We start from the raw sequence: 26,247 nt of genomic DNA on the forward strand, positions 1-26,247 counted from the left end.
AGCGTCGGCATTGACACCGTAGCGCCTGGAGTGACGAGAGCCATTGCTGTTTTCAGGGCGTACATGGCGTTATCCGATGTTGAAAGTTGCGGATTTTTCGCCCGTAACAGCGGGTGTGCCGGATAAAGCTGTTTCAGCGTTTGGCCTGGCTGCCCTCGACGCAGCGGGGTCAAGGGCAACGCTCACACTTGCATCTAGAGCTGTCGGGCTCAGGTACTCTCGCGAACCTTTAATTCAAACCCCATGTCGACCACCGGCTTAGCGATCGAATTACCGGCCATCAACGTCAGCATGTGTTCGGCAGCACGGCGGCCGATGGCCTCACGCGGGGTGCTGATGCTGCTCAGGCGCGGCACCATGTGCGCCGAGGCCGGCAGGTCGTTGAAGCCGAGGATCGCCACTTGCTCGGGGATCTTGATCCCGTTGCGCAGGGCTTCGAGCAGGGCGCCCTGGGCCAGGTCGTCGTTACCGAAGAAAATGGCGTCGACCTGCGGGTGGGCAGCCATCATTTGCAGAAACAGCTCGCCACCAAGCCCTACCGATGAAGGGCGCGGTGTCAGCAACTCGAGGTCCGGGTCGTACAGGTTCGCTTGCTGCAAGGCACGCCGGAAGCCTTCGCCACGCAGCAAGGTGCGTTGGTCGAGTTGTGCGCCGATGTAGGCCAGATGCCGACGGCCACGCGAGATCAAATGTCCAGCGGCGGTTTCACCGGCGCTCAGTTGCGAGAAGCCGACGCAGTTCAGGCCGGCACCCGGGTCCAGATCCATCATGTAGACGCAGGGAATATTGCTGGTCTCGATCATCCGGCGGGCACTTTCGGTGCGATCAAAACCGGTCAGCAGCAGGCCGCGAGGCTGATAGGCCATATAGTTGCGCAGCAGGTTTTCTTCTTCATCACGGGAATAGTGATAGTTGCCGATCAGCACTTCGAAGCCCTTTGGACGCAGCACCTGGTGGATGGCTTCAAGGGTTTCGATGAACAGCAGGTTCGACAGCGACGGCACCAGCACCACCACCGAATGGCTCTGGGCCGAGGCCAGGGCGCGGGCGGCGGGGTTGACCACGTAGTTCAGTTCGAGAGCGGCCTGCTGGACCTTTTCCACCAGTTCGGTGGCGACGGTGCTGATGCCGCGCAGAGCCCTGGACGCGGTGATCGGGCTGACGCCTGCCAGACGAGCAACTTCGTTGAGGGTAGGGCGGCCAGTGGTGCGGGTATTTTTATCGTTTTTAGAGGAGGTCATCGGGCGGCTTGCCAAACAAAATTCAAGGCACTAAGGTAGCGCTGTCTCGATGCAGCTGCAAATGCTTGAGCAGGGTTTGCCTGATCCCTGCTTTTTGGCGTTGGGAAAGAACGTGCTACAACCCATAAAAATGACAAGAAGGCGTCGGCAATGCCTGCTTTTGCACTAGCGTTTCATTTGGCAAAGGTAGCGCTGTCTGCGCGCTGAGGTGTTACATGAGTCAACCTATCACCGCCCTGGTCATCATGGGCGTGGCCGGCTGCGGCAAGTCCAGCGTCAGCGAGGCCCTGTGCCAGCTCAGCGGCGCGACCGGCATTGAAGGCGATACCTTTCACCCTGCTGCCAATATCGAAAAGATGAGTGCGGGCATTCCCCTGAACGACGACGACCGTGCCGGCTGGCTCGACAGCCTGTGCGATGAGTTACGCCGCGTGGATGCCACGGGCCAACGCCCGGTGCTGACCTGTTCGGCCCTCAAGCACAGTTACCGTGAACGCTTGCGCAGCGCCTTGCCGGGCCTGGGTTTTGTGTTCCTTGTGTTGACCCCTGAAGTCGCCGCCGATCGTGTGGCCCATCGTCCGGGTCATTTCATGCCTTCGACGTTGATCGCCAGCCAGTTCGCCACCCTTGAATCACCGGTGGGCGAGCCGCTGACCCTGGCGCTCGACGCTTCCACGCAGACTGTCAAACAGCTGGCCGAACAGGCCAATGGCTGGTGGATCGAACACGGGCTGAAACGCCCGGTTTAAGTTTTGTTCCAATAGATAGCGCTGTCCCATTCGCAGACGGTTTAAACCCGCTTTAATAACAACAACAAACAGGAGATACCCCCCCATGTTTGGCATGTCCCACGAGTCGTTTCTGCTGCTTGATGCAGTGGTTACCGTGATCGGATTGATTGTCCTGATCACCCGGTTCAAGTTTCATCCCTTCATTGCATTGATCATTGCTGCCGCTTTTCTCGGGCTGACTTCAGGTATGCCGATTGGCACCATCATCAAGGCGTTCCAGGACGGCTTCGGTGGGGTACTCGGGTTTGTCGGGATCATCCTTGCGCTGGGCACCATGCTCGGCAAAATGATGGCCGAATCGGGCGGGGCGGATCAGATCGCCCAGACCCTGATTCGCGCGTTCGGTAAAGAGCGCGTGCAGTGGGCCATGATGTTCGCCGCCTTTCTGGTGGGCATTCCGTTGTTCTTCGAAATCGGCTTTGTGCTGCTGATTCCGCTGGTGTTCATCGTTGCCCGCCGCACCGGCGTGTCGATCATCAAGATTGGTATCCCGTTGCTGGCCGGTCTTTCTGCCGTGCATGGCCTGGTTCCGCCGCACCCTGGCCCGTTGTTGGCGATCGGTGTGTTTGGCGCGGACATCGGTAAAACCATTCTCTACGGTCTGATCGTCGCGCTGCCGACGGCCATTATTGCCGGCCCGATCTACGGTACGTTCATTGCCAAGTACATCCCCGGTCATCCTAATCAGGAACTGGTCGATCAGTTGTCCCGCGAGCCTCAGTCCAGCACCTTGCCGAGCTTCAGCATCACCTTGATCACCGTGCTGCTCCCGGTATTCCTGATGCTGCTCAAAACCTTTGCCGACATCGCGCTGCCGGACGGGCATTTCTTCCGTACGTGGATGGACATGATCGGTCACCCGATCTCGGCGTTGCTGCTGGCGTTACTGCTGTCGCTGTACACCTTTGGGCATCGCCAGGGCATCGGTTCCAAGCAAATTCTCAAACTGCTCGACGCGAGTCTGGCGCCGACCGCAGCGATCATCTTGATCATCGGTGCCGGTGGTGGCTTCAAGCAGATGCTGGTGACCAGCGGTGTGGGGGATGTGATTGGTCACATGGCGGTGAGCGCACAGATTTCACCGATTTTGCTGGCCTGGCTGGTAGCGGCAGTGATCCGCGTAGCGACGGGCTCTGCGACCGTGGCGACCATTACTGGCGCGGGCATTGTGGTGCCAGTGGTGGGGATGATACCGGGCGTGAACCGCGAGTTGCTGGTGCTGGCCACTGGTGCGGGCTCGTTGATTCTGTCTCACGTCAACGATGCAGGCTTCTGGCTGGTCAAGCAGTACTTCAACATGACCGTGGCCGAAACCTTCAAGACCTGGACCGCGATGGAAACCATTCTGTCCGTCGTTGCGCTGGGCTTCATCATGCTGCTGTCGTTGTTCGTCTAAGTACACCGCAAAAACAAATGTGGGAGCGAGCCTGCTCGCGAAGAGGACCTGACATTCAACGATGATGTTGACTGTCAGACCGCTTTCGCGAGCAGGCTCGCTCCCACCTTGTTATGTGTCAGACGTTAGGTTTGGCGACCAGCCCATCCGCCCGGAACATCCCGCGAATCCCGCGCACGGCCTGACGAATCCGGTCCTGGTTTTCGATCAGCGCGAAGCGTACATGGTCGTCGCCATATTCACCGAACCCCACCCCCGGCGAAACACAGACCTTGGCCTCGGCCAGCAGTTTCTTGGCGAACTCCAGTGAGCCCAGGTGCGCGTAGGCTTCAGGGATCTTGGCCCAGACGTACATCGAGGCTTTCGGATTTTCGACCATCCAGCCCAGTTCATGCAGGCCTTTGACCAGCACGTTGCGACGTTGCCGGTATTGCTCGGCGATGTCTTTGACGCACTGCTGATCACCTTCCAGCGCAGCGATGGCCGCCACTTGCAGCGGGGTGAAGGTGCCATAGTCGTGGTAGCTCTTGATCCGCGCCAGGGCGTTGACCAGTTCCGGGTTGCCGACCATGAAACCGATCCGCCAGCCAGCCATGTTGTAGCTTTTGGACAGGGTGAAAAACTCCACCGCAATGTCTTTGGCGCCCGGCACCTGCATGATCGATGGGGCTTTCCAGCCGTCGTAGACGATATCGGCGTAGGCCAGGTCGTGCACCACCAGTACGTCGTACTGCTTGGCGAGGGCGATCACGCGTTCGAAGAAGTCCAGTTCGACGCACTGTGCGGTCGGGTTGGACGGGAAGCCGAGAATCATCATCTTCGGTTTCGGGATCGAACCGCGAATGGCCCGTTCCAGTTCAGCGAAAAAATCCACGCCAGGAATCAGCGGCACCGAGCGCACTTGGGCGCCGGCAATCACCGCACCGTAGATGTGGATCGGGTAGCTCGGGTTGGGCACCAGCACGGTGTCGCCCTGGTCGAGGGTGGCGAGCATCAAGTGCGCCAGGCCTTCCTTGGAACCGATGGTGACGATGGCTTCGGTTTCCGGGTCGATGTCGACCTCGTAGCGATCCTTGTACCAGTTGGAAATCGCCCGGCGCAGGCGCGGAATACCTTTGGACGTGGAGTAGCCGTGGGTGTCCTCGCGTTGGGCAACCGTGACCAGTTTTTCAACGATGTGCGGCGGCGTCGGGCCGTCGGGGTTACCCATGCTCAAGTCGATGATGTCTTCGCCACGACGACGGGCGGCCATCTTCAGCTCGGCAGTGATGTTGAATACGTAAGGGGGGAGTCGATCTATGCGCGCAAAGCGGCGCGGCGAACCATGTTCGGCCATTGTTGCCTCGAATAACGTAAGCGCCCGGAACCGTCCGAGCGACGCTGGCCACTGCGGTGGCCTGTGGCGGAAGATAAGGGCGCTGATGGCCGATTGTCTAGTGGTCAGGTTCAACTATTTTCGATGACACTGCTGACCGAACGTGCAAATTTTTGCTGTGCGCCGGCGCGTGCGCGCTTTTTGCAAAACACGGCTGTCACTTAAAAAAACACCACCAGACGGGATGAAAAATGGAGTTTTCCAGCGGCTTTTTGCTGAGCCTTTCGCTGTGCCTGGATATCGGCGTGGCTAATATTGCGATGATCACACTGGCCATGCAGCGCGGGTATTTCCAGGGTTTCGCGTTGGGGCTCGGCACCTGTGTCGGCGACCTGGTTTACGCGGTGCTGGCGCTGGCCGGCATGACGGTGCTGCTGCAGTACTCGGCAGTGCGCTGGGTGTTGTGGGTGGGCGGTTCGGCGCTGCTGCTGTACTTCGCCGCGAAAATGATTTATTCGGCCATCCATCACAGCGCCGCGTTGGCGGAGGCGGGTGAGGTCAGTGCCGGCTCCCATCGCCGGGAGTTTTTCCGTGGGATTTTTCTGGCGATGTCATCGCCCAGCGCAATTCTCTGGTTCGCTGCCGTCGGCGGTACGTTGATTGCCCGTTCCGGGGGCGGCAGCCTGGCCAGTGCCGGACTCTTTCTGGCAGGGTTCTTTTGCGCCGGGCTGCTCTGGTGCGTGGCCCTGTGCCTGGCGGCAAGCCAGGGCGGCAAGCTCTTGGGTGACAAGCTTCTACGCTACTCTTACCTGGCATCTGCAGCGATCTTCTGCTATTTCGCGGTCTACGTGATCGTTTCCGGCTACCAGGAATTTATCGTCCCTGCGGCTGTTGCAGAACTTCCAGGCCTTTGACTGGGGGAATCCGGTTTGGCTTCTATACTTTTAGCCGAACCCACCTTCAGTTGCAGGAGATGATTCATGGACGAGCCAAAAAAAGGCGTGATCGCTGAGCCGCGCTTCGAAACAGGGCATTTTCTGTTGATCGCCGGGCTTGGCGGGCGGTTTAGCGCGGATACCACCGAAGGCATTCCCAAACTCTGGAAGAAATTCGAACCGCATATCGGCAATGTTCCAGGGCAAATAGGCGAGGTAACCTACGGCATCTGCTGCAACCCGGATGGTAAAGGCGGTTTTGAGTACATCGCGGGTGTCGAGATCAGCAAGCTCGATGATCTGCCAGAACTCTACCGCTGGATCGAAATTCAGCCTCAGCACTACGCGGTGTTCAAGCACGAAGGTGGGCTGGATACTTTGCCGCAAACCTTTCAGTACATCTGGAAAACCTGGTTGCCGCAGTCGGGTCATGAGGCTGCCGATGCTCCGGAGTTCGAGCGCTACAGCGACGACTTCAATCCGAAACTCAATACCGGTGTGCTGGAAATCTGGGTGCCGCTCAAAACTGCCTGAATGGGGTGAGAGGCGGGGTACTCAAGCGTCACCGCCTCTCGGTATCTGCACTATTTACCTTTGCCGATTCGGCGCGCTCGCAGCACGTCGATCGACAGCGTGATAAAGCCAAAAGCACTGATGGTGAACAGCATAAGAAGACCGATCTGAACGCTACTCATGGTGAGATTCCCTATTCATGTCGAGAGACAGAAACAAGAAATAGTCCGAACCTTAAGCGAAAGAAAGCCGCTATACGAAGGCTTTACGGGCCCGCAGATGATCGATATGCAGTCCTTATTAATTTATGATTCGCTCCCCCTTTTTTCGCTGACCAGGCCACGCCATGAACCCATCTACGACCGTCATTCGCCAGGTTACGCCCGCTGATCTTGACCGCTGCTTCGCTATTGAAATCCAGGCCTATGAAGGTGATGAGGCGGCCACTCGCGAGAAAATTGCCACGCGGATTGCCACTTGGCCACAAGGTTTTATCGTGGCCGAGGTCGAGGGTGTCGTCGCGGGGTTTATCAATTCGGGTGCGGCGTATCAGGTGGAAATGGCTGATGAGGCCTTCAAGGAAATGGTCGGCCATGACCCGGATGGCCCGCAGGTGGTGATCATGTCGGTGGTGGTGCATCCGGACTTTCAGGGGCAGGGCCTGGCAAAATGCTTGATGACCGAGTTCATCGCCCGCATGCGTGAGTTGAACAAGATCCGCATCAACCTGATGTGCAAGGAACGGCACATTGCGCTGTATGCCGGGTTTGGTTTTGCCTACCTCAAGGTTTCCGCGTCTGACCACGGCGGCATGGCCTGGCATGAAATGGCGCTGGATCTGTAACGGTTCAGAAGGCCAGGGTCAGGCGCCGCTCATAGCCGATACGGCCCTTGTAAGCGTTACCGCTGTCGACCCAGCCTTGCTTGAGATAGAGCCCGAGCGCCGATTCGTTTTGCGCATCCACCGAAAGCTCCAGGCCTTTGATTTCTGGCCAGGCCTGACGCGCTACCTGTGGCAGGGCTTGCAGGAAGGCTTTGCCATAACCCCTGCCCTGGTGGCGGTGATCGACCTGCAGCGCGTGCAGTGTCGCCGTGTCTTCATGGGCCCAGTGTGGCAGGAACGGCGGGCGTTTCAGCATCAGGAAGGCGACAGGAATATCGTGAGCAAGCAGGGCAAAACCTTTGATGCCATCGCCCGGTGCAGACAACAAGGTGTGCAACGCCGTGTCGATATCGCCAGAAAATTGCTGCTGCTGCGCAGGGATTTCGATGGCTTCCAGTTGCTGGCGCTGAGCGAGTGTCAGCTGTTCGTAGGGAACGAGTTGGGTGGTCACTGGCGGTGTCCGTGTTCCGACAAATATGAAGTTCGGATTTTAGCCAGTTTGCCGCGTCGACATTTATTTTATTTGAGCTGTCGATTTGGCTTTTGGCCAGACGACTAAGGGTGTCTTCACACAGAAAACACTCGCAGATTCATCATGAATGCGTCACTTCGATGTCGTCGCGGCACTGCTCGAGTTGCAACCCAGATCGTCGGGATTTTCGCCAAATGCTTAATCTGCAGCCATAGTTGATCAGCCCGATCACGGAGAGCCTTATGAAATACCTATGTCTGGTCTACAGCGACGAACGCCTGCTGCACACCTCGCCCGACAGCCCGGAAGATGCCGAGTGCATGGCCTACGCCGAGTCCGTGCAGGGCAGTGGCCGGATGCTCGCCGCCGAGGCACTGGAATCCGTTCAGGCCGCGACCACGGTGCGCATGCGTGGCGGCAAGCTGTCGATTACCGACGGCCCGTTCGCCGAAACCAAGGAGCAATTGGCCGGCTTCTATTTGATCGATGCGAAGGACCTGAACGAAGCCATTCAGGTTGCCGGCAACATCCCGGCGGCCCGGGTCGGCAGCGTTGAAGTGCGCCCAGTACGTGAGTTGAATCCCTGATAACCACCAAAAACAGGAGTTTTGCCATGAGCTTTCCCGAAGCAGGCGGCCAGCCTGCCGAACACGAGTTATCCATCTGTCGTTTGATTGATGCGCCACGCAGCAAAGTGTTCCGCGCCTGGACTGAACCGCAATTGCTCGCCCAGTGGTGGGGGCCCCATGGCATGACCACGCCGGAGTGTGAGATGGACCTGTGGGTCGGCGGCCAATTTCGCACGCTGATGCGCGCACCGGACGGCAGTGAGTACCCGACCTCGGGGGTGTACCTGGAGATCGTTGCGCCGCAGCGGATTGTGTTCACCGATGCCTTCAAGCCTGGCTGGATTCCTTCGGGCAAGCCGTTCATGACCGCCGAAGTGATGTTCGATGAGGTCGACGGCAAAACGCTCTACACCGCCCGCGCCATGCACTGGACCGAAGAGGATCGAAAGAACCATGAAGCCATGGGCTTTCATGACGGCTGGGGGCAGAGTCTGGATCGGTTGGTGACCCTGGTGACCACAGGCATGTCGGACTGATGCCGGGCGAGTCGGTCAAGGCGTTGGTCGAGAGGGTTTATCGCAACGAGTCGCGGCGCATTCTCGCCACATTGATTCGATTGCTGGGTGATTTCGACCTCGCCGAAGAGGCTTTGCATGAAGCCTTCTTCGTCGCGGTCGAACGCTGGCAGCGCGATGGCGTGCCCGATAATCCACGGGCCTGGCTGGTGTCGACCGGGCGTTTCAAGGCCATTGACGGCTTGCGCCGTCGGGCGCGATTTGCGGCCTCGCAAGCGGCGTTGGTCGCACAGCTCGAAGAACTCGAAGAGGCCGACTGGAGTGTGGATGATGTGGAAGACGATCGCTTGCGGCTGATCTTCACCTGTTGCCACCCGGCCCTGGCGGCGGATGCGCAGGTGCCGTTGACGCTACGCGAAGTCTGCGACCTGACCACGGAGGAAATCGCCCGGGCCTTTCTCGCCGCACCGTCCACCATTGCCCAGCGTATCGTGCGTGCCAAAAGCAAAATCCGTGACGCAAAAATCCCCTATCAAGTGCCTTCCATTGCCGAGTTACCCGAGCGCCTCGACAGTGTGTTGCGGGTGATTTACCTGGTATTCAACGAAGGGTATTCGGCGTCGGTCGGCAGTGAGCTGACCCGCGAAGACCTGACCCGCGAAGCGATCCGTCTTGGCCGCTTGCTGATGGAACTGTTGCCGGAGCCTGAAGTGATGGGGTTGCTGGCGCTGATGCTGCTCAATGAATCGCGGCGCCCGGCCAGAACCTCGGCGTCGGGTGAGTTGATCGTGCTCGATGAGCAGGATCGCTCGCTGTGGAATGCCCGGATGATTGACGAAGGGTGTGCGTTGATCGAGCAGGCGCTGAGCACGCGTGGTTTTGGACCGTATTGTTTGCAAGCGGCGATCTCGGCGGTGCATGCCGAAGCCACGACGGCCGAGCAAACTGACTGGCCACAGATTGTGGGGCTGTATGACGTGTTGCTGCGGGTGCAGCCGTCGCCGGTGATTGAGCTCAATCGCGCGGCGGCGCTGTCCAGACGCGATGGGCCGTTGGCGGGGCTGAGATTGATCGACGAGATTCTGCAGCGTGGCGAGTTACTCGACTATCACCTGGCCCATTCGGCGCGCGCAGAGTTTTGCCGGCAGTTGGGGCGTGTTGAAGAGGCGAGGGCGGCTTATCTGCGCGCCCTTGAGTTGACTCAGCAAGTGCCGGAACGGCGGTTTATCGAGCGGCGGTTGAGTGAGTTGCAATGATGGCCGCACTCATCGCCCGTAGCAGCTGCCGAGCCACGTTCGAGCTTGTAGCAGCTGCCGAGCCCGCGAGGCTGCGTTCGGCTGCGAAGCAGTCGTAAAGTCGGGCAACGCGTGTTTCCAGGCAAACCGTGGACTCAGGATTTGCGAGGACTTCGTCCTCGAACGCAGCCTCGCGGGCTCGGCAGCTGCTACGGATACGGAGGTGGTTTCGCAGCGTATTTCACTCCAGCATCTTGCCCAGCAACCAGCTCCCCGCCGGCCCCGGCGGATGCAGGCGTGACCAGAGCGCGTCGACTGCCACCGGTTTCGGCCAGCCGCGGACCTTGAGTTCCTGCAACGAACCTGCACCAAAGCGCCCGACCAGCCAGCGTGGCAAGGGGGCCCAGCCGAAGCCGCCTTGAGCCATTTCCAACAGCATCAGATAACTGGGCGCCGACCAGACCCGGCCTTGGGCGCGGGTTTCGTATGGATTGATGATGGTTGCCAGGCGCAACTCGCGGTGCTGTTGCAGGATGTTCTTGTCGACATGTTGCAGTGCCGCCAGCGGATGTTCGCGCGACACGAACAAGGCAATTTCCGTGCGCTCGTCGACCGTCGCGCTGTTCAGGTCTGCCGGGTAGTCAGACTGCATTTCGGCGAACGCGATATGCGCGCGACCGCGTTGCACCAACGCGATCAAGTCGTCGCACTCGGCAATCAGGCATTCGAGTTCCAGGTCCGGGTAACGCTGCTCGAAGTCGCTCAATGCGGCTTCAAAGCGGTCGGATTGATAGGTGTCGGAAATCGCTACCGTCAGTTTCGCCTCGACGCCCTGGGAAAGCTGCGCGGCGGTCATTTCGAGGCGGCTGGTGGCGGCCAGGATGTCCTCGGCGCGTTGCAACATGACATGCCCGGCCGACGTCAGGCTGGGCTTGCGACTGCTGCGATCGAACAGTGTCACGTTCAGGTCGATTTCCAGGCTGGCGACGGCCGCGCTGATGGTCGATTGGCTTTTGCCGAGTTTGCGTGCGGCTGCGGAAAACGAGCCTTGGGTCGCCGCCTGGACGAACGCCAGCAGCACTTCATGTGAGGCCATGAACTATCGCCTTGATCGATGGTTACTGGTTATGAAGTATCGGTGTGGTGACGGATGATGGCAACACATTCACCCAGGGAGCTTGATCATGAGCATCAATAAATCCTTTACCGAACGTGTTTTACAGGCCATTGGTTTCGAACTGCTGGCTGTCTTGCTGTGTACGCCACTGCTGGCGTGGCTGATGGACAAACCCATGGTCGACATGGGTGTCGCGACCATTGCCATTGGCCTGATCGCCCTGGCCTGGAACGTGCTGTTCAACGGCCTGTTCGACCGTCTGCTCAAGCGTTTTGCACTTGTCCCCAGCGCCTGGACGCGGGTTCTGCACGCCTTGATGTTTGAAGGCGGTCTGGTGGCCGTCAGCGTGCCGCTGATTGCCTGGTGGCTGAACGTCAGCCTGTTGCAGGCATTGATTCTGGACATCGGCGTGTTGCTGTTTTTCCTGCCCTACACCTACGTCTATCACTGGGCGTATGACGTGATGCGGGAGCGGTTTGTCATGCGCCAGTCTTGCGAGGGATAACAGCAAAGATCGTCCGAACGTGGCCTGAGCCTTCGGACGATCTTTTGAGCTTGATTACAAAAACATCCCACCCGAAGCTTCGATACGCTGCCCATTGATCCACTGGCTGCCCGGCGCCAGCAGCAGCGCAATGGCCGCGCCGATATCATCCGCCTGACCAGCGCGCCCCAGCGCCGTGTTGCTCGCCACCCATTGGTTGATGTCTGCGTTATCACGCACGGTACCGCCGCCAAAGTCGGTTTCGATGGCGCCTGGTGCCAGGGTGTTCACCGAAATGTTGCGTGCCCCAAGCTCCTTGGCCTGATAGCGGGTCAGCACTTCCATCGCACCTTTCATCGCTGCATAAGCCCCGTAACCCGGCAGGCTGAAGCGGGTCAGGCCGCTGGAAATATTGATGATCCGGCCACCGTCATTCAGCAGCGGCAGCAGGTTTTGGGTGAGGAAAAACGGCCCCTTCAGATGAATGTTCATCAGCAGGTCGAACTGCGCGACGGTGGTGTCGGCGAAGTTCGCATGGACGCCGACCCCGGCGTTGTTGATCAGAAAGTCGAAGTGCTGACGGTCGAAGTGTTGCTGCAACAGCGTCCCGACCTCAGTGCTGAAAGCGGCGAAGCGTTCGCTCTGGCCGACGTCGAGTTGCAGCATGGCAGCGCGACGGCCAAGGCTTTCGATTTGCGTGACGAGCGCCTGGGCTTCGTCGCCCCGGCTGTTGTAGGTGCCGATAATGTCGATGCCCTGGGCTGCCAGGTGCAGGGCGGTGCTTTTGCCGAGGCCGCGGCTGGCGCCGGTGATCAATGCGATTTTGCGGTTCATGGGACATTCTCCAGAGCAGTGAGTGATGATGGGAGAAAGTTTATTTATCCGCCTTGTGGTGATAAACAGGCTTAAATCGGAATCACTGGTCGGATTAACCGAACAATAAAGAGTCGGCCGCATGAACAAACTGGAACTGTTGCGCACTTTCGTCCGGGTCAGCGAAATGTCGAGTTTTACCCTCGCGGGCGAAAGCCTCGGCTTGCCCCGTTCCACCGTTTCCGAGCACGTCCAGGCCCTGGAAACCCTGCTCGGCACACGCCTGCTACAACGCACGACGCGCAAGGTTCAGGCGACCCAGGACGGTCTGGTGTTGTACGAGCGCAGCAAGGACTTGCTGTCGCACATGGATGAAATCGAAGGGTTGTTTCGCCAGGACGAGGCCTCGCTGACCGGGCGTATTCGGATCGACATGCCCACCATCCTCGCCCGGCGGGTGGTGATGCCGCGCCTGCCGGAGTTCATGGCGCTGCACCCCAACCTGGCGCTGGAAATCAGCAGCACCGATCGTCGGGTGGATCTGCTCAGTGAAGGCTTCGATTGCGTCGTACGGGTCGGCGCGCAACCGGATCAATCGGTGGTCGCTCGTCACCTGTGCGATTTCTCGATGGTCAACTGTGCAAGCCTGGCGTATTTGCAGCGCTACGGTGTTCCGCAACGGCCGGAAGACCTGGCGCAGCATCGGCTGGTCCATTACGTCGGCGTACTGGGTTCGCGGTCGGAAGGTTTCTTGTACGAGGAAGAGGGCACGTTGCATCGAATGCCGATGAGCGGCAGTGTGACGGTCAATAATACCGACGCTTACGAGTCAGCGTGTCTGGGTGGTTTCGGGTTGATCCAGGCGCCGCTGATGGGGATGCAGCCGTACCTGCTCAGCGGTGAGCTGGTGGCGGTCTTGCCGCAGCTGAGCGCACCGTCCCTGGAGGTTTCGCTACTCTATGCCCGGCAACGGCATTTGCCATTGCGGGTTCGAGCGTTCATGGACTGGCTGGGGCAGGTGATCCAGCCCATGGCCTGAAGAACGGCAAATCCCCCTGTGGGAGCGAGCCTGCTCGCGATGGCGGCAGTACAGTCGACATAGATGTCGGATGTTAGACCTCATCGCGAGCAGGCTCGCTCCCACTTGGGTTATGCGTCAGACGTGGAAGTAACCCACGCAGGAATCGAACGGCAGGCGCTTGAGTTCGATCTTGTTCAGGTCGAAGACTTCGCGCAGGGCTTTGGTTTCGCCCGGGAAGTTGCGGTAGGCGACTTCGTCCAGTACCACGATGGCGCCTTTTGGCATGTACGGCAGGAAGGTTTCCAGCGCGACTTTGGTCGACTCATACAGGTCGGTGTCGAGGATCAGCATCGCCACGACCAGGTCCGGACGGGTCTTGACCCACTCCGGTGCGGTCTTGCAGATATCGCCCTTGACCAGCTCGCAACGCGGGATGCGGTTGACCGGACGCAGCAGGTCGTTGGCGTCGATCATGTCCTGGATCAGCGACTGGTCGGTGTCGGAGAACATGGTCTCGTTGACGTCGGCCGGGTCTTCGTCCTTGTTGATGCTCTGGAAGCCTTCAAAGGTGTCGAAGCCAACGATCGAACGGTTGATCGCGTAGGGTTCCAGGATCATCGACAAGTGCATGTAGAGCATCAGCGAGTTGCCCTTGTACACGCCGCACTCGACGATCGCGCCCGGGATTTCGGCGACCTTCTTGAACAACTCCATGCGCGACAACGCAGCGGTGACGCCGATGCGGTTGGCGAACACAAAAGGGGCATCGGCCACGTACTCGGCGTCGACGCGCTTGAGGACGCCAGCGCGGGTTTCGTTGTATTGGGCCTCGGCAGGCGTAATGCGACGCTTGGTCATTATTTGATTCCTTGGAAATTCGAGAAGTCGTGGGCGTGGAAATAGTCTTTGAAGCCGGCGCCGACATCCGGGCACGCGCTGTCGACGTTGATTGCGCCGCGCTTGTGCTTCAGGTCGTCGAGGTGCATCAGGCGGAAATCCACGCTGAAGCGGGTGTTATCGGTGTAGTTGGGAACAGTGCCATGCAGGTGTGAACCGGAGAAAATCAGCATTTCACCGGTGTTGCCGGCGATGCGGACTTCCGAGGCACCGTTGATCTCTTCCTGAGGAACCGGATGCACCCGACGCTCTTCGGTGAGGTTGTCCTTGGCGCGATGGCGCTGGGTGTTGATCCACTCAGACAGGCTCCAGTCGGCCGAGGTGTTCTTCACCGGCACGTCGAAGTAGGCCGGGTTGATCATCATAGTCTGCTCGGGCTTGATGGTGTGCACCGGCATCCAGGTGTTGATCTGGCAGTCGACGCTGCCATACCAGGTGTCGCGGTGCGGCTTGTAGGCGTAGCTGACACCCGCGTGCAAGTAGTTGTAATTGGGTACGACGCGAACACGCGGCACATCGAAAATGTAGTCCTGCGGGTCAACGCCGATTTCCAGGGTAAACGCGCGGATCAAGTCCTTGGCGCGTTGGCTGTTGGTGAACTGGCCCTTGAGGCGGGTCACCAGCGCAACAAAATCCTCGACCGGCATCATGCGGTGCAGGGCGTGGTGATCGGTCTCGCCGTCGAATGCGGCGGTAATGCTCTCTTGGGCAAAGGCGCACAGCTCTTTGGCCGAGGTGAGCTCGGTGTTCAGGAAAATGTCGCCTGCATAGATGGCTTCTTTGAAGTCAGCTTTCTTCTGAAGCTGATTGATGTACAGATTCACGGTTCCCCTCCTGAGTGCATCGAGTCTTATATGAGTCGGCATGAGGCTAACAAACTGAAGCCCGATTGCGCTGAATCATTCTTGCTGCGTACGTACTCGGAGCGTCAATGGATGCATTCCCACGCAGAGCATGGCAACGCTGTTTGACGGTTCTGTGACAGTTTGGTGGCCTATGTAATGGAGCCTCTACCGGTGGTCGGGTCGGTTCAAGAAACCCTGAGCCGCGCCGATGACGCCTAGGCAGGATCAGGCACTTTGGTGCCTGGCCCGCACGTTGTTGACAGGGAGGTCCGGACATCCTGCGTGCCCCTTCGGTGCGTGTCTTATCCCTGTCATGAGTATCACTCGATGTTTTTGCAAAAATCCCTGAGAGCGCAAATCCTCGCACTGCTGAGCGGCAGCCTGATCGCGATGTTGCTGATCGCCCTGGCCTGTTTTCACTTTCTCTCCAGCGGGGTGCAGAACTATCGCAACCTGATCGAAGGTCCGCTGCATACCTCGCAACTGATCGATGAAGCCAATCTGCAATTCAAGGCTCAGGTGCAGGAATGGAAAAACGTCCTGTTGCGCGGCAAGCAACCGGCTGACCTGGACAAATACTGGAAGCAGTTCGAGGATCGTCAGGGAGACGTACAGAACATTCTCGGTGAGCTGACCCGCCAACCGGGCATCGAAGCGTCGCTCAAGGCTCGCCTTGAAAGCCTGCGTGATGCGCACCGTGCTCTCGGTGGCGCTTATCAAAAAGGTCGGGAGGCTTTCCTGGCGACTGGTGCCGACCCTACGGCGGGTGATAGCGCGGTCAAAGGCGTGGACCGCGCCACCAGTGAACAGATGAGCGAGTTGGTCAACGAATTGCGCAAGCAGGGGCGTGAGCAGTCGACGCTGATCAGTGCCAGCGCCGATCGCACGGTGTTGCTGGGAATCCTGGTGATGTTGGCTTCGGGTCTGTTGATTGGCTTGTTCAGCCTGTGGCTGGTCAACCGCAATCTGGTGGAACCCATCCGCAAGTTGATTGAATACGTTGCGCAATTGAGCCAGGGCCGTTTCGCTGAGCGGGTGGCGAGCGATCGTCAGGATGAGTTGGGCAAGCTGGCGGTCGCGGCCAACACGTTGCGCGATTTCCTTGCTGAGACCTTCAGTCGTTTGCAGCGCAGCGCGTCGGATCTGGACAGCGCCAGCGGCGAGTTGAACTCGATTGCGACGTTGATGGCCCATGGCACCAACGAACAGTTCAACCGCACCGATCAAGTTGCCACGGCGATGAACGAAATGTCCGCCACTGCCCAGGAAGTTGCTCGTCATGCCGCCGACGCGGCGCGGGCCGCCGATGATGCCGACCAGTCGGCCCAGCAGGGCGAGAAGGTCATGCAGGGAACGATTCATACCATCACCCGGATGCGCGGTGAAATCGCCAATACCGCCACCGTCATCCGCCAACTGGAAACCGACAGCGGGCGTATCGGCAAAGTGCTGGAAGTGATTCGCGGCATCGCCGAGCAAACCAACCTGCTGGCACTCAATGCCGCCATCGAGGCCGCTCGGGCCGGTGAAGCCGGACGCGGGTTTGCCGTGGTGGCCGACGAAGTACGCAGCCTGGCCCAGCGCACGGCGGCGTCGATCATCGAAATCAACCAGATCATCCAGAGCGTGCAGACCGGTGCGATAGACGCGGCGCAAGCCATCGAAAGCGGTCAGTCGCGCAGCGATGAGAGTGTCGAACAGGTCACTCAGGCCGGGGCCATGCTTGAGCGCATCACCGCGTCGGTGGAAGCGATTCGCGACATGAACCGTCAGATCGCCACGGCGGCCGAAGAACAGACTTCGGTAGCCGAAGACATTTCGCGCAACCTGACCGAGATCACCAGCATCGCCAGTACCAATCTGGACAACGTGCAGCGCACTGAAGCGGCGAGCAATAACCTGCACGGCTTGTCGGGGCAGTTGAGCGCGGTGACGGCGAGCCTGAGCGCCTAGGCAACAAACTGTGTATCGGCACGCTGACCGTGTCGGTACACAATCCCTCTCAAGAGTGGGCGTTGCGCGTCGATGATGGGTTTATCCCTGAACCGCATTGAAGGAAACGCCCATGGTCAGCATCACTTCGGTCTCGATCAATCAGACTCTGTCCACTCCCGCCAGCAATACAGCCATCAGCGACACCACTCAAAGCACAACCGCGACGGGCAGTTCGACCGCCGACAGTGGCAAAGTCGCCGCCGGTGGTGCACCCGCGTCGGGCACCAGCAGTTCGAGCAGCAGCGGTGAATCGGATGCGGTAAAAGAGCTGCGCAAGCAGATTGCCGAGCTGCAAAAGCAATTGCAGGAACAACAGCAACAACTGCAAGCGGCTCAGGCCAGTCAGGAAAGTGCGGATGCCAAAGTGGCGAAAGTCGCGACCGCCCAGTCGCAGATCGCATCCACCTCGAGTTCGTTACAGACCGCTAGCGCGGCGTTGTTGCAAGCGTTGCAGCAATCGGGCAGCAGTACGTCGGGGTCGTTGGTCAGTACGACGGCTTGATGGGACACAGTTAACAAAAAAAGCCGCGCAACCCGAAGGTCACGCGGCTTTTTTGGATGTCGACTTACTTGTCTTGCTTTTTGCTCAGTACCTGGCCGGTTTTGGCGTCCAGTTTCACGTTCCACTTAACATTTTTTGCATCACGGATTTCGACTTTGTACACATAAGTACCGGTCTTGGTCTTGTGCTCCAGTTCGGTGTCGGTGATGTTCGCAGCGGTGTTGCCTGGGTGCTCGGCGAGCGCGGCCTGATTGAGTTTCTCCATGTCCATGATGGTGCCGTCCTTGAGCAGGCCCGGGATCAGGTCCGGACGTACATCGGCCATGGCGAAGCCGGCAGTCAGGGTCAGGGCAGCGGCAGTGAAAAGGGCAGTCAGTTTTTTCATCGGTTCATTCCTTGGGTTTAGCTGTTTAAGTGGCATCAGGCTAACCAGCGCAACTTAACTCATCCTTAAATTTGCTTGAGCCGTTGGCTTCGTTTCAACGCGAAAAGAAGCCAACGTTTGTAGGAGTAATCTTGCAGGACGACTGAACCTTAGCAGCAGCCGACTCAGTAACCATTGACCTTGAGCAAGTCTGCAACACTGGCTGAGGCCGGGCGCTTGTAGTACTTGAGCAGTTCGCTGGCGCGGTTGGTGAAGATGCCATCGACACCGGCGTCCATCACCTTCTTGTAGTCCTCGGCATCGTCGATGGTGTAGACGTGCACCAACATGCCTTTGTCGTGGGTGTACTGGTTCATCCACGGTTGCACCAGATCGGAATAGCTTTGATCACCGCCGTTGGTCAGCGCTGCCGAAGGGCCAGTGCCGATGGCGCCCTGAGCCTTGGCGTAGTCGACCCATTGCTCGAATTCGGTGTTGTCCTTGGGTTCCTGCCTGGCGTAGTAAGTGGCTTTATCCTTGTCGCCGGATTCGGCGAAGGTCATCTTCGACTTTGGCTCGATACTGCCTTCGCCCACCCACAGCAGCAGAATTTTTGGCACTTGCGGCATTTCTTTTTGCAGCAGTTCGAGGCTGCTCTTCTCGAAGGTTTGCAGGATCACTTTGCCTTTGCCCTGACCGACTGCCAGTTCACTTTTGGCCAGCTTGGAACCTGCCGGGCTCAGCCAGCCGCGGTCCTGAAGCTTGTCCTTCAGATCGCGTTCAATGCCGGGAAACTGTTTTGGCTCCTTGGTTTCGATGTAAAGGCCAGGCTTGTGCAGCGGGTTGCCCTGGGCGATATCGATGATTTCGTCCAGGGTCAGGATTTTCAGACCGACGTAAGCAGGGCGAGCGCGATCCGGGTGGGCGGCGTTGAACCAACTGCCGGCGTCGAGGGTTTTAAGTTCGGCAATGGTGAACGCATTGGCCGGGCTGTCCTTGCGCTCAGGAAATTTGGTTGCCACGTCGGTGGTGCGTTGCAGGTTGTTGTCATGCAAGGCGAACAGCACGCCGTCCTTGCTGCGTTGCAGGTCCATTTCCAGGTAGTCGGCGCCCAGGTCACGCGCCAGTTTGTAGGAAGGGGCGGTGGATTCCGGTGCATCGAAAGAGGCGCCACGGTGGGCGATTACCGCTGGGTGCGGGATCCCGGTGGCGCTGGCCAGAGCCGACGGGCTCTGTTGGCTGGAAGCCTGTGCCTGGCCAAGTCCGAGCAGCAGGCTCAGCAACAGGGCACTTTTGGTGTAGGTAACAGGCATAGTCGAGGTCCTTTCGTAAGAAGCGATATCAAAGACGTACCTTTTAACAATTGAACGCCGGATGTGCCATCGCCAAACCGACATAAACGTGTTCGAGGGCTATTTTTACCGCGCTTTTGTGCAGCCCTTTGCAGTACGATCCACCTCGGCAGTTTCCCCGCCAGAGGGAAATCCCTGAATATTTTTTCTTCCTGCCCTGCGTGTAAACCATCGTTCAGCCGTCCTTCGGGACGCATCCGTGAGGTTTACCATGCGCATCACGTCCGAGCTTATCTGCCAGGCCGCCGACCAACTCAAAGGCTTCGTCGGTTTCAATCGCAAGACCGCTCACTACATCGTCCGCTTCAGCGAAGACTCGTTCGGCATGGATGTCGCCGATGACGCAATCATCCCCGCCTGCGAGTTCGTCTGGGCGCCTGAGGACGATCAAACCATGACCCTCAAGCGCGAGCTGATCCGGTTGCTGCTGGAGCAGAACATCGACGACCGGATCAACATCACCGAGCCGCTGCGGGTCTACATGCGCCGTGAGGATTTGCCGGAGATAACCGCCCTGCGCAGCCTGGTTCAGACCGACTGACGCTCGAACGCGTAAGCGCGTTCGACCTTGCACACCCGCGTGTGGAACGCTTCATACCAGGTCGAGCGCCCGCGTTCGCGGGTCGCACTGTGCTCGGCGTGCTGTTTCCAGGCGAGGATCGCAGCTTCACTGGCCCAGTAGGAAACGGTGATGCCCAGTCCGTCTTCACCCCGGGCTGACTCCACACCGAGAAACCCCGGTTGTTCGCGAGCCAGTTCGACCATGCGTTGTGCGGCTTGCTCGTAACCCTGGTCTACGGCGGTGCGCAGTGAAGTGAACATCACCGCGTAGTAAGGCGGCGAGGGTGTGTTGGCGATCATCTGCGGTTCCTCGCGCAGGCCTTGATAAAGGCGCTGACCAAGGGCGGCAGGGTGCCGGTTAGCGCCGCGCGTTCGGGTTGAAACAAGGTCGCGACGAAGAACGGATGATCGCTGAGTTCGATGGCCCGCAGATCACCCGCCGAATCGTGACCGGTGGCTTTAAGGCTGTGTGTCAGCAGTTGTTCTCCGAACGCTGGATTGACTCCGTAACGACAACGATAGCCTTCGCGAATCTCTGAGGTCCCATAGGCGTTGGCGATCAGCGATCCGTCAGTCAGGTGAATACCGTCTACCGCCTCGACCAACGAGCAGGCTAGCGGCGTGAGCACTGCGCGGGTGGCGTCCGGCGAGGTTTCCCCATGTTCGGCATCGGCCCAACCCAGGACGTTGCGCGCGTACTCAAGCACCGCGTGTTGAAAGCCACCACAGGTGCCAAGGAAGGGCCGCTGTTGTTCGCGGGCAAAGCGAATCGCTGACAGCGCACCGTCCATGTTGCGGTAGGGGCTGGCAGGCACGCACCAGAAACCGTCGAAGCCAGCCAATGGGGTATTTGCGTTGATGCGGTCGGTGGCCAGCCACTGAAAGTGCAGATCGACTTCATTGTGTAGCGCCGCCATGTTCAGTGCCAGGGGAATGGCCTGATGGGCGGTGACCTGTGGGTCGTAGTCACCGATCAGTGCAATGCGTAGTTGAGGGGGCGTTTCCATGGGGTCTCCCAAGACTTGTTGATTCCTGGAACCCACTATAGATTGGCGTTCACGCAATCAATATTGGCGTTTACCCAAGTGTTCAATGCACCCACGCACTATCAGTTGGACTACCCGGACCTCGCCCTGATTCTCGCTTTGGTGCGCGGCGGCTCCCTGGCACGGGCGGCGGGATTGTTGAAGGTCGATGTTTCGACAGTGTTTCGTGCGGTTCGGCGCCTGGAAGCCGCGTTGGGCCAAGCGCTGTTCGAGAAGAGTCGCGCAGGTTACTTGCCGACCACCCTGGCCCGAACCCTGACCGAGCAAGCTGAGCGCGCCGAGCAGGCGCTGGAAGCGGTGCGGATTGGCGTGGAGCAGGGCGGTGAAGTCATCAGCGGCACCGTGCGCTTGACCTGCACCGATTCGGTCCTGCACGCCTTGCTGCTGCCGGCACTTTCGCAGTTCATGCCCGCATACCCGGCGCTGACCCTGGAGCTGAGCACCTCCAACGATTTCGCCAACCTCAGCCGCCGCGATGCCGATATTGCCCTGCGCTTGACCCGCTCACCCCCGGAGCATCTGGTCGGACGGCGATTGGGCGCGGTGTCGTACCGAGTCTGCGCCAGTACGGCGTATCTGAAATCGGTTGAGCCGCATGATCTGGCGCAGTTGAGCTGGATCGCTCCGGATGACTTCCTGCCCGACCATCCGACCGTCACCTGGCGTCGTCAGCAATTTCCCGGTGTGCTGCCGAGCTATCGCTGCAACAGCATGCTCTCGGTCACTGAGTTGGTGCGCGCCGGGCTTGGCATTGCCGCGTTGCCGGACTTTCTGATCGACCCCGCGCAGGGGCTGCGCCCATTGAGCGAACCCCTGCTCGGTTACGACACCAGCCTGTGGTTGCTGACGCGCCCGGACTGTCGAGCGTTGCGCTCGGTGGTGACGCTGTTCGATGAGTTATCGCGCTGGGTGCGATTGCCTGATCAGGAACGTTGCTGATCCTGCAAAAAGTGTTGATGCATTTCTGAGGTCAGGTTTTCGATGCGCTCGGTCAGGGACTTGGTCATCTCGGTCAGTCGGGTGTTTTGTTCAAGCAGCGAGAGCAACTGCGCGGAGTGCTGCGCGGCTTGGGTTTGTCGCTCGGTATTGGCGACGGCCAAGGCCTCGCGGTGTTGCGCGTCGGCATCGGACTGCGCTTTGTCGCGCGCGGCCTGACGGGTTTGCGCCAGCAGAATCAGCGGTGCGGCATAGGCGGCTTGCAGGCTGAACGCGAGGTTGAGCAGGATGAACGGGTAGACGTCGAAAGTCGTTATCCCGGCGACGTTCAGAACAATCCAGACCCCGACGATGAGGGTTTGCGCGCCGAGAAAGGTCGGGGTGCCGAAGAAGCGTGCAAAGGCTTCGGCCTTCAATGCAAAGGTGTCGTTGCCGAAAGTTGATGCCAAATGGGCGTGCGGCCGGTGGAAGCGCAAGTGATCGACGGGGGCTGCGGGGTCTTTCTCGTGTTTGGTTGAATTCATGATGCTCTCTTCAATACCGTGGGACTGGGCACACTATAACCTTATAGATCCCTGCATCCGATTCGCGCTGAAACACTTTGTTGCGTTTTATTCAGAGCTTCCGCCCAGCGGTTAAAACACGCGAATAATGTCATTTATTCCACGAGCACTATTGAGTGTTCACTTCACTCGTTGTCGGCGTGGCCGCCCTGGCATTGATAGCAAGCCAGAAACATGTCCAGGGTCGACTCTACGACAGTGGTCTGCATTTCGGGTGACAGGGGTGGACAGTTCAGGGATATCTGCGGCCAGAAGGCAAATGCCTTGAGCATTCCCTGCACCTGCTGGGCAGCGAAGCCAGGGTCTGCAGGCTTGAGACGACCATCAGCTTGAGCTGCGCGAATCCAGGTGGTCAGCCCCTCTTCACGCTCGCCAATGCGCAGGACCATGTCCTGGACCCGTTCTGGCGAATGGATGGTGGCAGCGATGGCCACCCGTGCCAGATCAAGGAAGTTGTTGTCCCCCAGCAACTGCAATTTGCTGTGCAGTAACTGGCCGAGCTGTTCGCGCAGCGGCAGGTCTGCGCGATAGCTGTTGTCCTGCTGAGCGGTGACGTTGGTCCACAATCTTTGCAGAATTTCGGCGAACAGCTCTTCCTTACTGGGGAAGTGGTTGTACACCGTACGCTTCGACACACCCGCGGTGGCGGCAATCTTGTCCATGCTGGTGATGTCGAATCCGTTGGCGCGGAACTCGGCAATCGCCGCCTGAACAATGGCTTCGCGCTTACGGTCGGTGAGGCGTTGCGGAGCTGTCATAAATACGCTTCGGCAGAGTTGAAAGAGAATTACACCAGGCAGTTTACTTACTCCCGGCTTTGTTGCAATCTTGAAACTACACTGTGCAGTGTAATTTGTGCAGTCAAAAATAGAGTTTGCGGCTGACGCGTGCGTGCATTGGCCATTTATCGTCCGAAAAAGAAAGCCCGAACCTCGTCGGTTTTTCTGGAGTCACTCAAACATGGCCACTTTCTATTCCCAGGCTGATAGCGCCACTGAGTTGAAAACGTCCCGGCAGGAGCAGGGGCAGTACCGCAATAATGTGACCGTACCGCGGGAAGGTTTTCGCAAGACCTTGCGTATTTTCTGGAACATGCTGTTCCACAAACCGCGTAACACGCGACCGGCCGGTGTCATTCCGGTTCAAGCACTGACTCGCGAACAGCTTCTCAGCGCGCCGAATCACAGTGTGTTTCGCCTGGGTCACTCCACCGTGTTGCTGAAACTGCGCGACAAGTTCTGGCTGACGGACCCGGTCTTCGCCGAACGCGCATCGCCGGTGCAATGGGCTGGCCCCAAGCGCTTTCATCAACCGCCGATCAGCCTTGAGGAGTTGCCTCCAATCGAGGCGGTGATTCTGTCCCATGACCATTACGACCACCTCGACCATCAGTCGATCCTCAAGCTGGCGGACAAAACCAAACACTTCCTCGCGCCACTGGGTGTGGGTGAGACGCTGATCAAATGGGGCGTCGATGCGAGCAAAGTGCGTCAACTGGATTGGTGGGAGGGGACTCAGGTCAGCGGCATTCATTTTATCGCGACGCCTTCGCAGCACTTTTCCGGGCGCGGGTTGTTCAATGGCAACAGCACGCTCTGGGCCTCGTGGGTAATGATCGACGGGGACAAACGGATTTTCTTCAGCGGCGACACCGGCTACTTCGACGGTTTTAAAGCGATCGGCGAACAGTTCGGTCCCTTTGATCTAACACTGATGGAGACCGGCGCGTACAACGTCGACTGGCCGCACGTTCACATGCAACCCGAACAAACCCTGCAAGCACACATCGACCTCAAGGGCCATTGGCTGCTGCCGATTCACAACGGCACTTTCGACTTGGCGATGCACGCCTGGCACGAACCCTTCGACCGCATTTTGGCCTTGGCCTGGGAACGCAATGTTTCCATCACCACGCCACAGATGGGCGAAGCGTTCAGCCTGAGTCAACCGCAGTGCGGACGGGCTTGGTGGCTGGAGGTTGAAGAGGCGACAGATCAGTTGGTCGTTAACAGCTAGGGCGTGCGTCTATTTCACGGATTGTTCTGCGCAGATGCTGGTACGGCAGACTCTGCTAGTGCTGGGGGGAGGGAACCCCCTATCAGGGAAAAACCACTTCAATCCGACCTTCGCGTCTTGATCTCGGCGCTGGTTTGACGATGATCTGTACATCGCGTCCGAGCCGTGAGAGACACTCCATCATCTTGGCTTCACTGATGCCCCGAAATTTTCCGCGAAGCATTTCGGAAAGTTTGGGCTGTGATAACCCCAGGATCTCGGAGGCCTGAACTTGGGTCAGGTGACGGGCCTTTATGATTTCGCCGATCTTTGCCGCGAGTTGGGCTTTAAGGCGCATTTCGATGGTGTTTCGACTTTCCAGGTCGTCATAAATATTTCCGGTGCTTCCTTCGATCTCTATCATGTCTAGATCCTTGATAAATTTTGCGGGGATCACTCAATCATCGCGTAATCCGCCCGCCCCACCGGGTCAGGCGTAGAGCCTTTAACGCTCATGCCTCTACCCGGTGCAAAGCCCGGGAAGAACACCAGACCTTCGGCTTCAAACCGATAGGCGAGGGCCAGGCGGGTGACGTCGAGCAATTCACCGCCAGCCTCGAACCGTCGGATAGCTTCAACGGTAACCCCGGACTCCCTGGAAAACTCCTCCAGCGACCAGCCCAACATCGCACGTGCCTGCGCGCTGTGTTCAGGGGTGAATTGAAAAAGGGCGATACGTTCCAGGGTGATTTTCATCGCAAGAGAGGCCATGGTTTTCTCCGGGTTCGAAATTGGTCATTCAATAAGTACTGTGTTTTTGTACAGTTGTTTTCGACCCGGATCAAACTCAATTTTTTGATTGGTTCTACTTCGCTTCCAACCCCGGCACCTCCCGAATAATGAAGTGATCCAGATTCTCGATATCACCGCTGAACACCCCGAACGTCTGCTCGGGGTTTTTCTTGCTCGGCACCTGCTTCAGCTCCGGTGTCACGCCATAGAAGAAACAGTAAAGCTCCCGCTCGCTGCCGATGGCGCCCTTGATTTCCTCCAGGAAGGCTTTGCGTTTGCGGTAGTTCTCGATCAGGTTTTTGCTCAGGTAGACGTTCACCGAGTAGGGCTTCTTGTCGAGCCAGACCTTCTTCTCGAAATCGATGCGGAAACTGGTTTTGTAGTCCTTGATCGCTTTGATCTTGCCCCAGTAAATCAGCCCCTTGTTGTCCTGCAGGTATTCGATCTTCTTGAAGAACGCGCCGTAAGACGCCGTTTGCTCGCCAATCTTCAGCGGCATGCGTTTGAGCAGGTCCTTGTCATCGAAATTCGACACGAAGCACTCCACCGGGTGAGCGAAGACGCTGGTTTTGTCCGGTGCCGATTCGCGGGGCGGGTGCTCGGTGGTGCTGGTCGTGGCAGAAGGTTTCGGCTGATCCCGAGGCGCATCGACATCCGGCACTGGGGGGGACGGCTTGCGCACATACTGACGCCGGGTCAGCAGCAGCTCTGACGGAAAGTGCTCCTCAGGTCCGTCATCCACCTCGGCGCTTTCTGACCCTGGCGTTCTGAGGCTGACATAAGGACAGCCCTCGATATGCCGGGTGCCGGGCAGATTCTTGAAGTGTGGTGTCCGGATGTAATTGACGTTTTTCGCGTTGAACGTCCCCAGCCCGTTCGCCGCATCGAACGCCGTGCGACAGTCATCGTTGGGGCACTGAAAGCGCTCCTTGGCCGAGTCGAAGTCCATGGTTTCGTCGAAGTTCAGATCGCGCACGTCATAGATCGACAGTTTGTCGTCGAGGCTGATGCAGTAGGCGGTGTCGAATTTCATGGGCGCTCGGGTCCTTGAGAGATAGGTGGCGTATTAATAGCGGGTGGCGCGTGATGACGCACCTGT

At 58.7% G+C, this 26,247-nt stretch carries 31 protein-coding genes and 1 pseudogene; 16 read left to right on the forward strand and 16 right to left on the reverse strand.

The features are described 5' to 3' along the window. Nucleotides 1-209: 209 nt before the first annotated feature. Nucleotides 210-1,241: a LacI family DNA-binding transcriptional regulator gene (locus NTD87_RS02525; RefSeq protein ID WP_262111647.1), complete on the reverse strand. Its 1,032-nt coding sequence runs from the start codon at nucleotides 1,239-1,241 to the stop codon at nucleotides 210-212. A 215-nt stretch (nucleotides 1,242-1,456) separates the two neighbouring features. Between NTD87_RS02525 and NTD87_RS02530 the strand changes: the two genes are divergently transcribed. Next, the gene (locus tag NTD87_RS02530) at nucleotides 1,457-1,990 is read left to right on the forward strand and encodes a gluconokinase (protein WP_262111648.1); all 534 of its coding nucleotides are present in this window, start codon (nucleotides 1,457-1,459) and stop codon (nucleotides 1,988-1,990) included. A gap of 85 nt (nucleotides 1,991-2,075) precedes the next feature. After that, on the forward strand, nucleotides 2,076-3,428 hold the full coding sequence (locus NTD87_RS02535) for a GntP family permease (RefSeq protein WP_262111649.1): 1,353 nt from the start codon (nucleotides 2,076-2,078) through the stop codon (nucleotides 3,426-3,428). 118 nt (nucleotides 3,429-3,546) lie between these two features. Here the strand turns inward: NTD87_RS02535 and alaC are convergent, their stop codons facing one another. Further along, nucleotides 3,547-4,764 carry an alanine transaminase gene (gene alaC, locus NTD87_RS02540; protein ID WP_262111650.1) on the reverse strand — a complete coding sequence of 406 codons (1,218 nt, stop codon included), beginning with the start codon at nucleotides 4,762-4,764 and terminating at the stop codon, nucleotides 3,547-3,549. Nucleotides 4,765-4,994: 230 nt separating this feature from the next. Between alaC and NTD87_RS02545 the strand changes: the two genes are divergently transcribed. From NTD87_RS02545 to NTD87_RS02555, 3 genes are all read left to right on the forward strand, one after another. Then, nucleotides 4,995-5,657, forward strand: coding sequence for a LysE family translocator (locus tag NTD87_RS02545; RefSeq protein ID WP_262111651.1), 663 nt, complete (start codon nucleotides 4,995-4,997; stop codon nucleotides 5,655-5,657). A 66-nt stretch (nucleotides 5,658-5,723) separates the two neighbouring features. Beyond that, on the forward strand, nucleotides 5,724-6,212 hold the full coding sequence (locus tag NTD87_RS02550) for a GyrI-like domain-containing protein (RefSeq protein ID WP_262111652.1): 489 nt from the start codon (nucleotides 5,724-5,726) through the stop codon (nucleotides 6,210-6,212). Nucleotides 6,213-6,537: 325 nt separating this feature from the next. After that, nucleotides 6,538-7,035: a GNAT family N-acetyltransferase gene (locus NTD87_RS02555; protein ID WP_262111653.1), complete on the forward strand. Its 498-nt coding sequence runs from the start codon at nucleotides 6,538-6,540 to the stop codon at nucleotides 7,033-7,035. A gap of 4 nt (nucleotides 7,036-7,039) precedes the next feature. Here the strand turns inward: NTD87_RS02555 and NTD87_RS02560 are convergent, their stop codons facing one another. Further along, entirely contained in the window at nucleotides 7,040-7,525 is a 486-nt protein-coding gene (locus tag NTD87_RS02560; protein WP_262111654.1) for a GNAT family N-acetyltransferase, read from the reverse strand. A 263-nt stretch (nucleotides 7,526-7,788) separates the two neighbouring features. On the opposite strand from NTD87_RS02560, the gene NTD87_RS02565 reads away from it, so the two are divergent. From NTD87_RS02565 to NTD87_RS02575, 3 genes are read left to right on the forward strand one after another with little or no spacing between them, the layout of a single operon-like run. After that, complete coding sequence (locus NTD87_RS02565) at nucleotides 7,789-8,133, forward strand: YciI family protein (RefSeq protein ID WP_262111655.1); 345 nt, start codon at nucleotides 7,789-7,791, stop codon at nucleotides 8,131-8,133. 26 nt (nucleotides 8,134-8,159) lie between these two features. Then, on the forward strand, nucleotides 8,160-8,651 hold the full coding sequence (locus NTD87_RS02570) for an SRPBCC family protein (RefSeq protein WP_262111656.1): 492 nt from the start codon (nucleotides 8,160-8,162) through the stop codon (nucleotides 8,649-8,651). Further along, on the forward strand, nucleotides 8,651-9,886 hold the full coding sequence (locus NTD87_RS02575) for an RNA polymerase sigma factor (protein WP_262111657.1): 1,236 nt from the start codon (nucleotides 8,651-8,653) through the stop codon (nucleotides 9,884-9,886). The genes NTD87_RS02570 and NTD87_RS02575 overlap by 1 nt, the downstream gene beginning before the upstream one ends. A 220-nt stretch (nucleotides 9,887-10,106) precedes the next feature. Here NTD87_RS02575 and NTD87_RS02580 read toward each other — a convergent pair whose 3' ends face one another. After that, the gene (locus NTD87_RS02580; protein WP_262111658.1) at nucleotides 10,107-10,961 is read right to left on the reverse strand and encodes a LysR family transcriptional regulator; all 855 of its coding nucleotides are present in this window, start codon (nucleotides 10,959-10,961) and stop codon (nucleotides 10,107-10,109) included. 88 nt (nucleotides 10,962-11,049) lie between these two features. Between NTD87_RS02580 and NTD87_RS02585 the strand changes: the two genes are divergently transcribed. Next, nucleotides 11,050-11,487, forward strand: a complete 438-nt coding sequence (locus NTD87_RS02585) for a multidrug/biocide efflux PACE transporter (protein ID WP_262111660.1) — start codon at nucleotides 11,050-11,052, stop codon at nucleotides 11,485-11,487. A gap of 54 nt (nucleotides 11,488-11,541) precedes the next feature. Here NTD87_RS02585 and NTD87_RS02590 read toward each other — a convergent pair whose 3' ends face one another. After that, on the reverse strand, nucleotides 11,542-12,300 hold the full coding sequence (locus NTD87_RS02590; protein WP_262111662.1) for an SDR family NAD(P)-dependent oxidoreductase: 759 nt from the start codon (nucleotides 12,298-12,300) through the stop codon (nucleotides 11,542-11,544). A gap of 121 nt (nucleotides 12,301-12,421) precedes the next feature. On the opposite strand from NTD87_RS02590, the gene NTD87_RS02595 reads away from it, so the two are divergent. After that, nucleotides 12,422-13,318 carry a LysR family transcriptional regulator gene (locus NTD87_RS02595; RefSeq protein WP_262111663.1) on the forward strand — a complete coding sequence of 299 codons (897 nt, stop codon included), beginning with the start codon at nucleotides 12,422-12,424 and terminating at the stop codon, nucleotides 13,316-13,318. Between the two features lie 117 nt (nucleotides 13,319-13,435). Here NTD87_RS02595 and NTD87_RS02600 read toward each other — a convergent pair whose 3' ends face one another. Together NTD87_RS02600 and NTD87_RS02605 are read right to left on the reverse strand one after the other, a co-directional pair. Beyond that, nucleotides 13,436-14,158: a TylF/MycF/NovP-related O-methyltransferase gene (locus NTD87_RS02600; RefSeq protein WP_071553741.1), complete on the reverse strand. Its 723-nt coding sequence runs from the start codon at nucleotides 14,156-14,158 to the stop codon at nucleotides 13,436-13,438. Next, entirely contained in the window at nucleotides 14,158-15,021 is an 864-nt protein-coding gene (locus NTD87_RS02605) for a helicase associated domain-containing protein (RefSeq protein WP_262111664.1), read from the reverse strand. The genes NTD87_RS02600 and NTD87_RS02605 overlap by 1 nt, the downstream gene beginning before the upstream one ends. 930 nt (nucleotides 15,022-15,951) lie before the next feature. On the opposite strand from NTD87_RS02605, the pseudogene NTD87_RS27940 reads away from it, so the two are divergent. The 3 genes and pseudogenes from NTD87_RS27940 to NTD87_RS02615 form a co-directional block, all read left to right on the forward strand. Beyond that, a pseudogene (locus NTD87_RS27940) lies at nucleotides 15,952-16,062 on the forward strand (hypothetical protein); the annotation flags it as partial. Nucleotides 16,063-16,290: 228 nt separating this feature from the next. After that, on the forward strand, nucleotides 16,291-16,995 hold the full coding sequence (locus tag NTD87_RS27945) for a methyl-accepting chemotaxis protein (protein WP_410017449.1): 705 nt from the start codon (nucleotides 16,291-16,293) through the stop codon (nucleotides 16,993-16,995). Nucleotides 16,996-17,107: 112 nt separating this feature from the next. Further along, entirely contained in the window at nucleotides 17,108-17,539 is a 432-nt protein-coding gene (locus NTD87_RS02615; protein WP_262111667.1) for a hypothetical protein, read from the forward strand. 64 nt (nucleotides 17,540-17,603) lie between these two features. On the opposite strand, the gene NTD87_RS02620 is transcribed toward NTD87_RS02615, so the two are convergent. Beyond that, nucleotides 17,604-17,924 carry a PepSY domain-containing protein gene (locus tag NTD87_RS02620; RefSeq protein WP_262111669.1) on the reverse strand — a complete coding sequence of 107 codons (321 nt, stop codon included), beginning with the start codon at nucleotides 17,922-17,924 and terminating at the stop codon, nucleotides 17,604-17,606. Between the two features lie 164 nt (nucleotides 17,925-18,088). Next, the gene (locus NTD87_RS02625; RefSeq protein WP_262111671.1) at nucleotides 18,089-19,216 is read right to left on the reverse strand and encodes a glycerophosphodiester phosphodiesterase; all 1,128 of its coding nucleotides are present in this window, start codon (nucleotides 19,214-19,216) and stop codon (nucleotides 18,089-18,091) included. Nucleotides 19,217-19,466: 250 nt separating this feature from the next. Between NTD87_RS02625 and NTD87_RS02630 the strand changes: the two genes are divergently transcribed. Continuing rightward, nucleotides 19,467-19,796 carry a DUF2025 family protein gene (locus NTD87_RS02630; RefSeq protein ID WP_262111672.1) on the forward strand — a complete coding sequence of 110 codons (330 nt, stop codon included), beginning with the start codon at nucleotides 19,467-19,469 and terminating at the stop codon, nucleotides 19,794-19,796. Here the strand turns inward: NTD87_RS02630 and NTD87_RS02635 are convergent. Beyond that, nucleotides 19,784-20,116 carry an antibiotic biosynthesis monooxygenase family protein gene (locus NTD87_RS02635; RefSeq protein WP_262111674.1) on the reverse strand — a complete coding sequence of 111 codons (333 nt, stop codon included), beginning with the start codon at nucleotides 20,114-20,116 and terminating at the stop codon, nucleotides 19,784-19,786. The genes NTD87_RS02630 and NTD87_RS02635 overlap by 13 nt on opposite strands. Continuing rightward, nucleotides 20,113-20,823 (reverse strand): CTP synthase, encoded by a 711-nt coding sequence (locus tag NTD87_RS02640; RefSeq protein WP_262111676.1) that lies wholly within the window; start codon nucleotides 20,821-20,823, stop codon nucleotides 20,113-20,115. Before NTD87_RS02640 ends, NTD87_RS02635 begins: the two co-directional genes overlap by 4 nt. A 15-nt stretch (nucleotides 20,824-20,838) precedes the next feature. Between NTD87_RS02640 and NTD87_RS02645 the strand changes: the two genes are divergently transcribed. Continuing rightward, complete coding sequence (locus NTD87_RS02645; protein ID WP_262111678.1) at nucleotides 20,839-21,801, forward strand: LysR family transcriptional regulator; 963 nt, start codon at nucleotides 20,839-20,841, stop codon at nucleotides 21,799-21,801. Here the strand turns inward: NTD87_RS02645 and NTD87_RS02650 are convergent. Beyond that, complete coding sequence (locus NTD87_RS02650; RefSeq protein WP_262111679.1) at nucleotides 21,786-22,322, reverse strand: DUF1003 domain-containing protein; 537 nt, start codon at nucleotides 22,320-22,322, stop codon at nucleotides 21,786-21,788. The two genes, NTD87_RS02645 and NTD87_RS02650, sit on opposite strands and share 16 nt — an antisense overlap. Nucleotides 22,323-22,486: 164 nt before the next feature. Next, nucleotides 22,487-23,119: a TetR/AcrR family transcriptional regulator gene (locus NTD87_RS02655; RefSeq protein WP_262111680.1), complete on the reverse strand. Its 633-nt coding sequence runs from the start codon at nucleotides 23,117-23,119 to the stop codon at nucleotides 22,487-22,489. Nucleotides 23,120-23,321: 202 nt separating this feature from the next. Here NTD87_RS02655 and NTD87_RS02660 point away from each other — a divergent pair, with 202 nt between their 5' ends. Then, nucleotides 23,322-24,377 carry an MBL fold metallo-hydrolase gene (locus tag NTD87_RS02660; RefSeq protein WP_262111682.1) on the forward strand — a complete coding sequence of 352 codons (1,056 nt, stop codon included), beginning with the start codon at nucleotides 23,322-23,324 and terminating at the stop codon, nucleotides 24,375-24,377. An 82-nt stretch (nucleotides 24,378-24,459) separates the two neighbouring features. Here NTD87_RS02660 and NTD87_RS02665 read toward each other — a convergent pair whose 3' ends face one another. The 3 genes from NTD87_RS02665 to NTD87_RS02675 form a co-directional block, all read right to left on the reverse strand. After that, the gene (locus NTD87_RS02665) at nucleotides 24,460-24,780 is read right to left on the reverse strand and encodes a helix-turn-helix domain-containing protein (protein WP_262111683.1); all 321 of its coding nucleotides are present in this window, start codon (nucleotides 24,778-24,780) and stop codon (nucleotides 24,460-24,462) included. A 29-nt stretch (nucleotides 24,781-24,809) separates the two neighbouring features. Continuing rightward, on the reverse strand, nucleotides 24,810-25,127 hold the full coding sequence (locus NTD87_RS02670) for a helix-turn-helix domain-containing protein (protein ID WP_262111684.1): 318 nt from the start codon (nucleotides 25,125-25,127) through the stop codon (nucleotides 24,810-24,812). Nucleotides 25,128-25,221: 94 nt separating this feature from the next. After that, on the reverse strand, nucleotides 25,222-26,181 hold the full coding sequence (locus NTD87_RS02675) for a hypothetical protein (protein ID WP_262111685.1): 960 nt from the start codon (nucleotides 26,179-26,181) through the stop codon (nucleotides 25,222-25,224). Nucleotides 26,182-26,247 lie beyond the last annotated feature (66 nt).

It is taken from the genome of Pseudomonas sp. 6D_7.1_Bac1 (assembly GCF_025465945.1).
Classification (GTDB): domain Bacteria; phylum Pseudomonadota; class Gammaproteobacteria; order Pseudomonadales; family Pseudomonadaceae; genus Aquipseudomonas.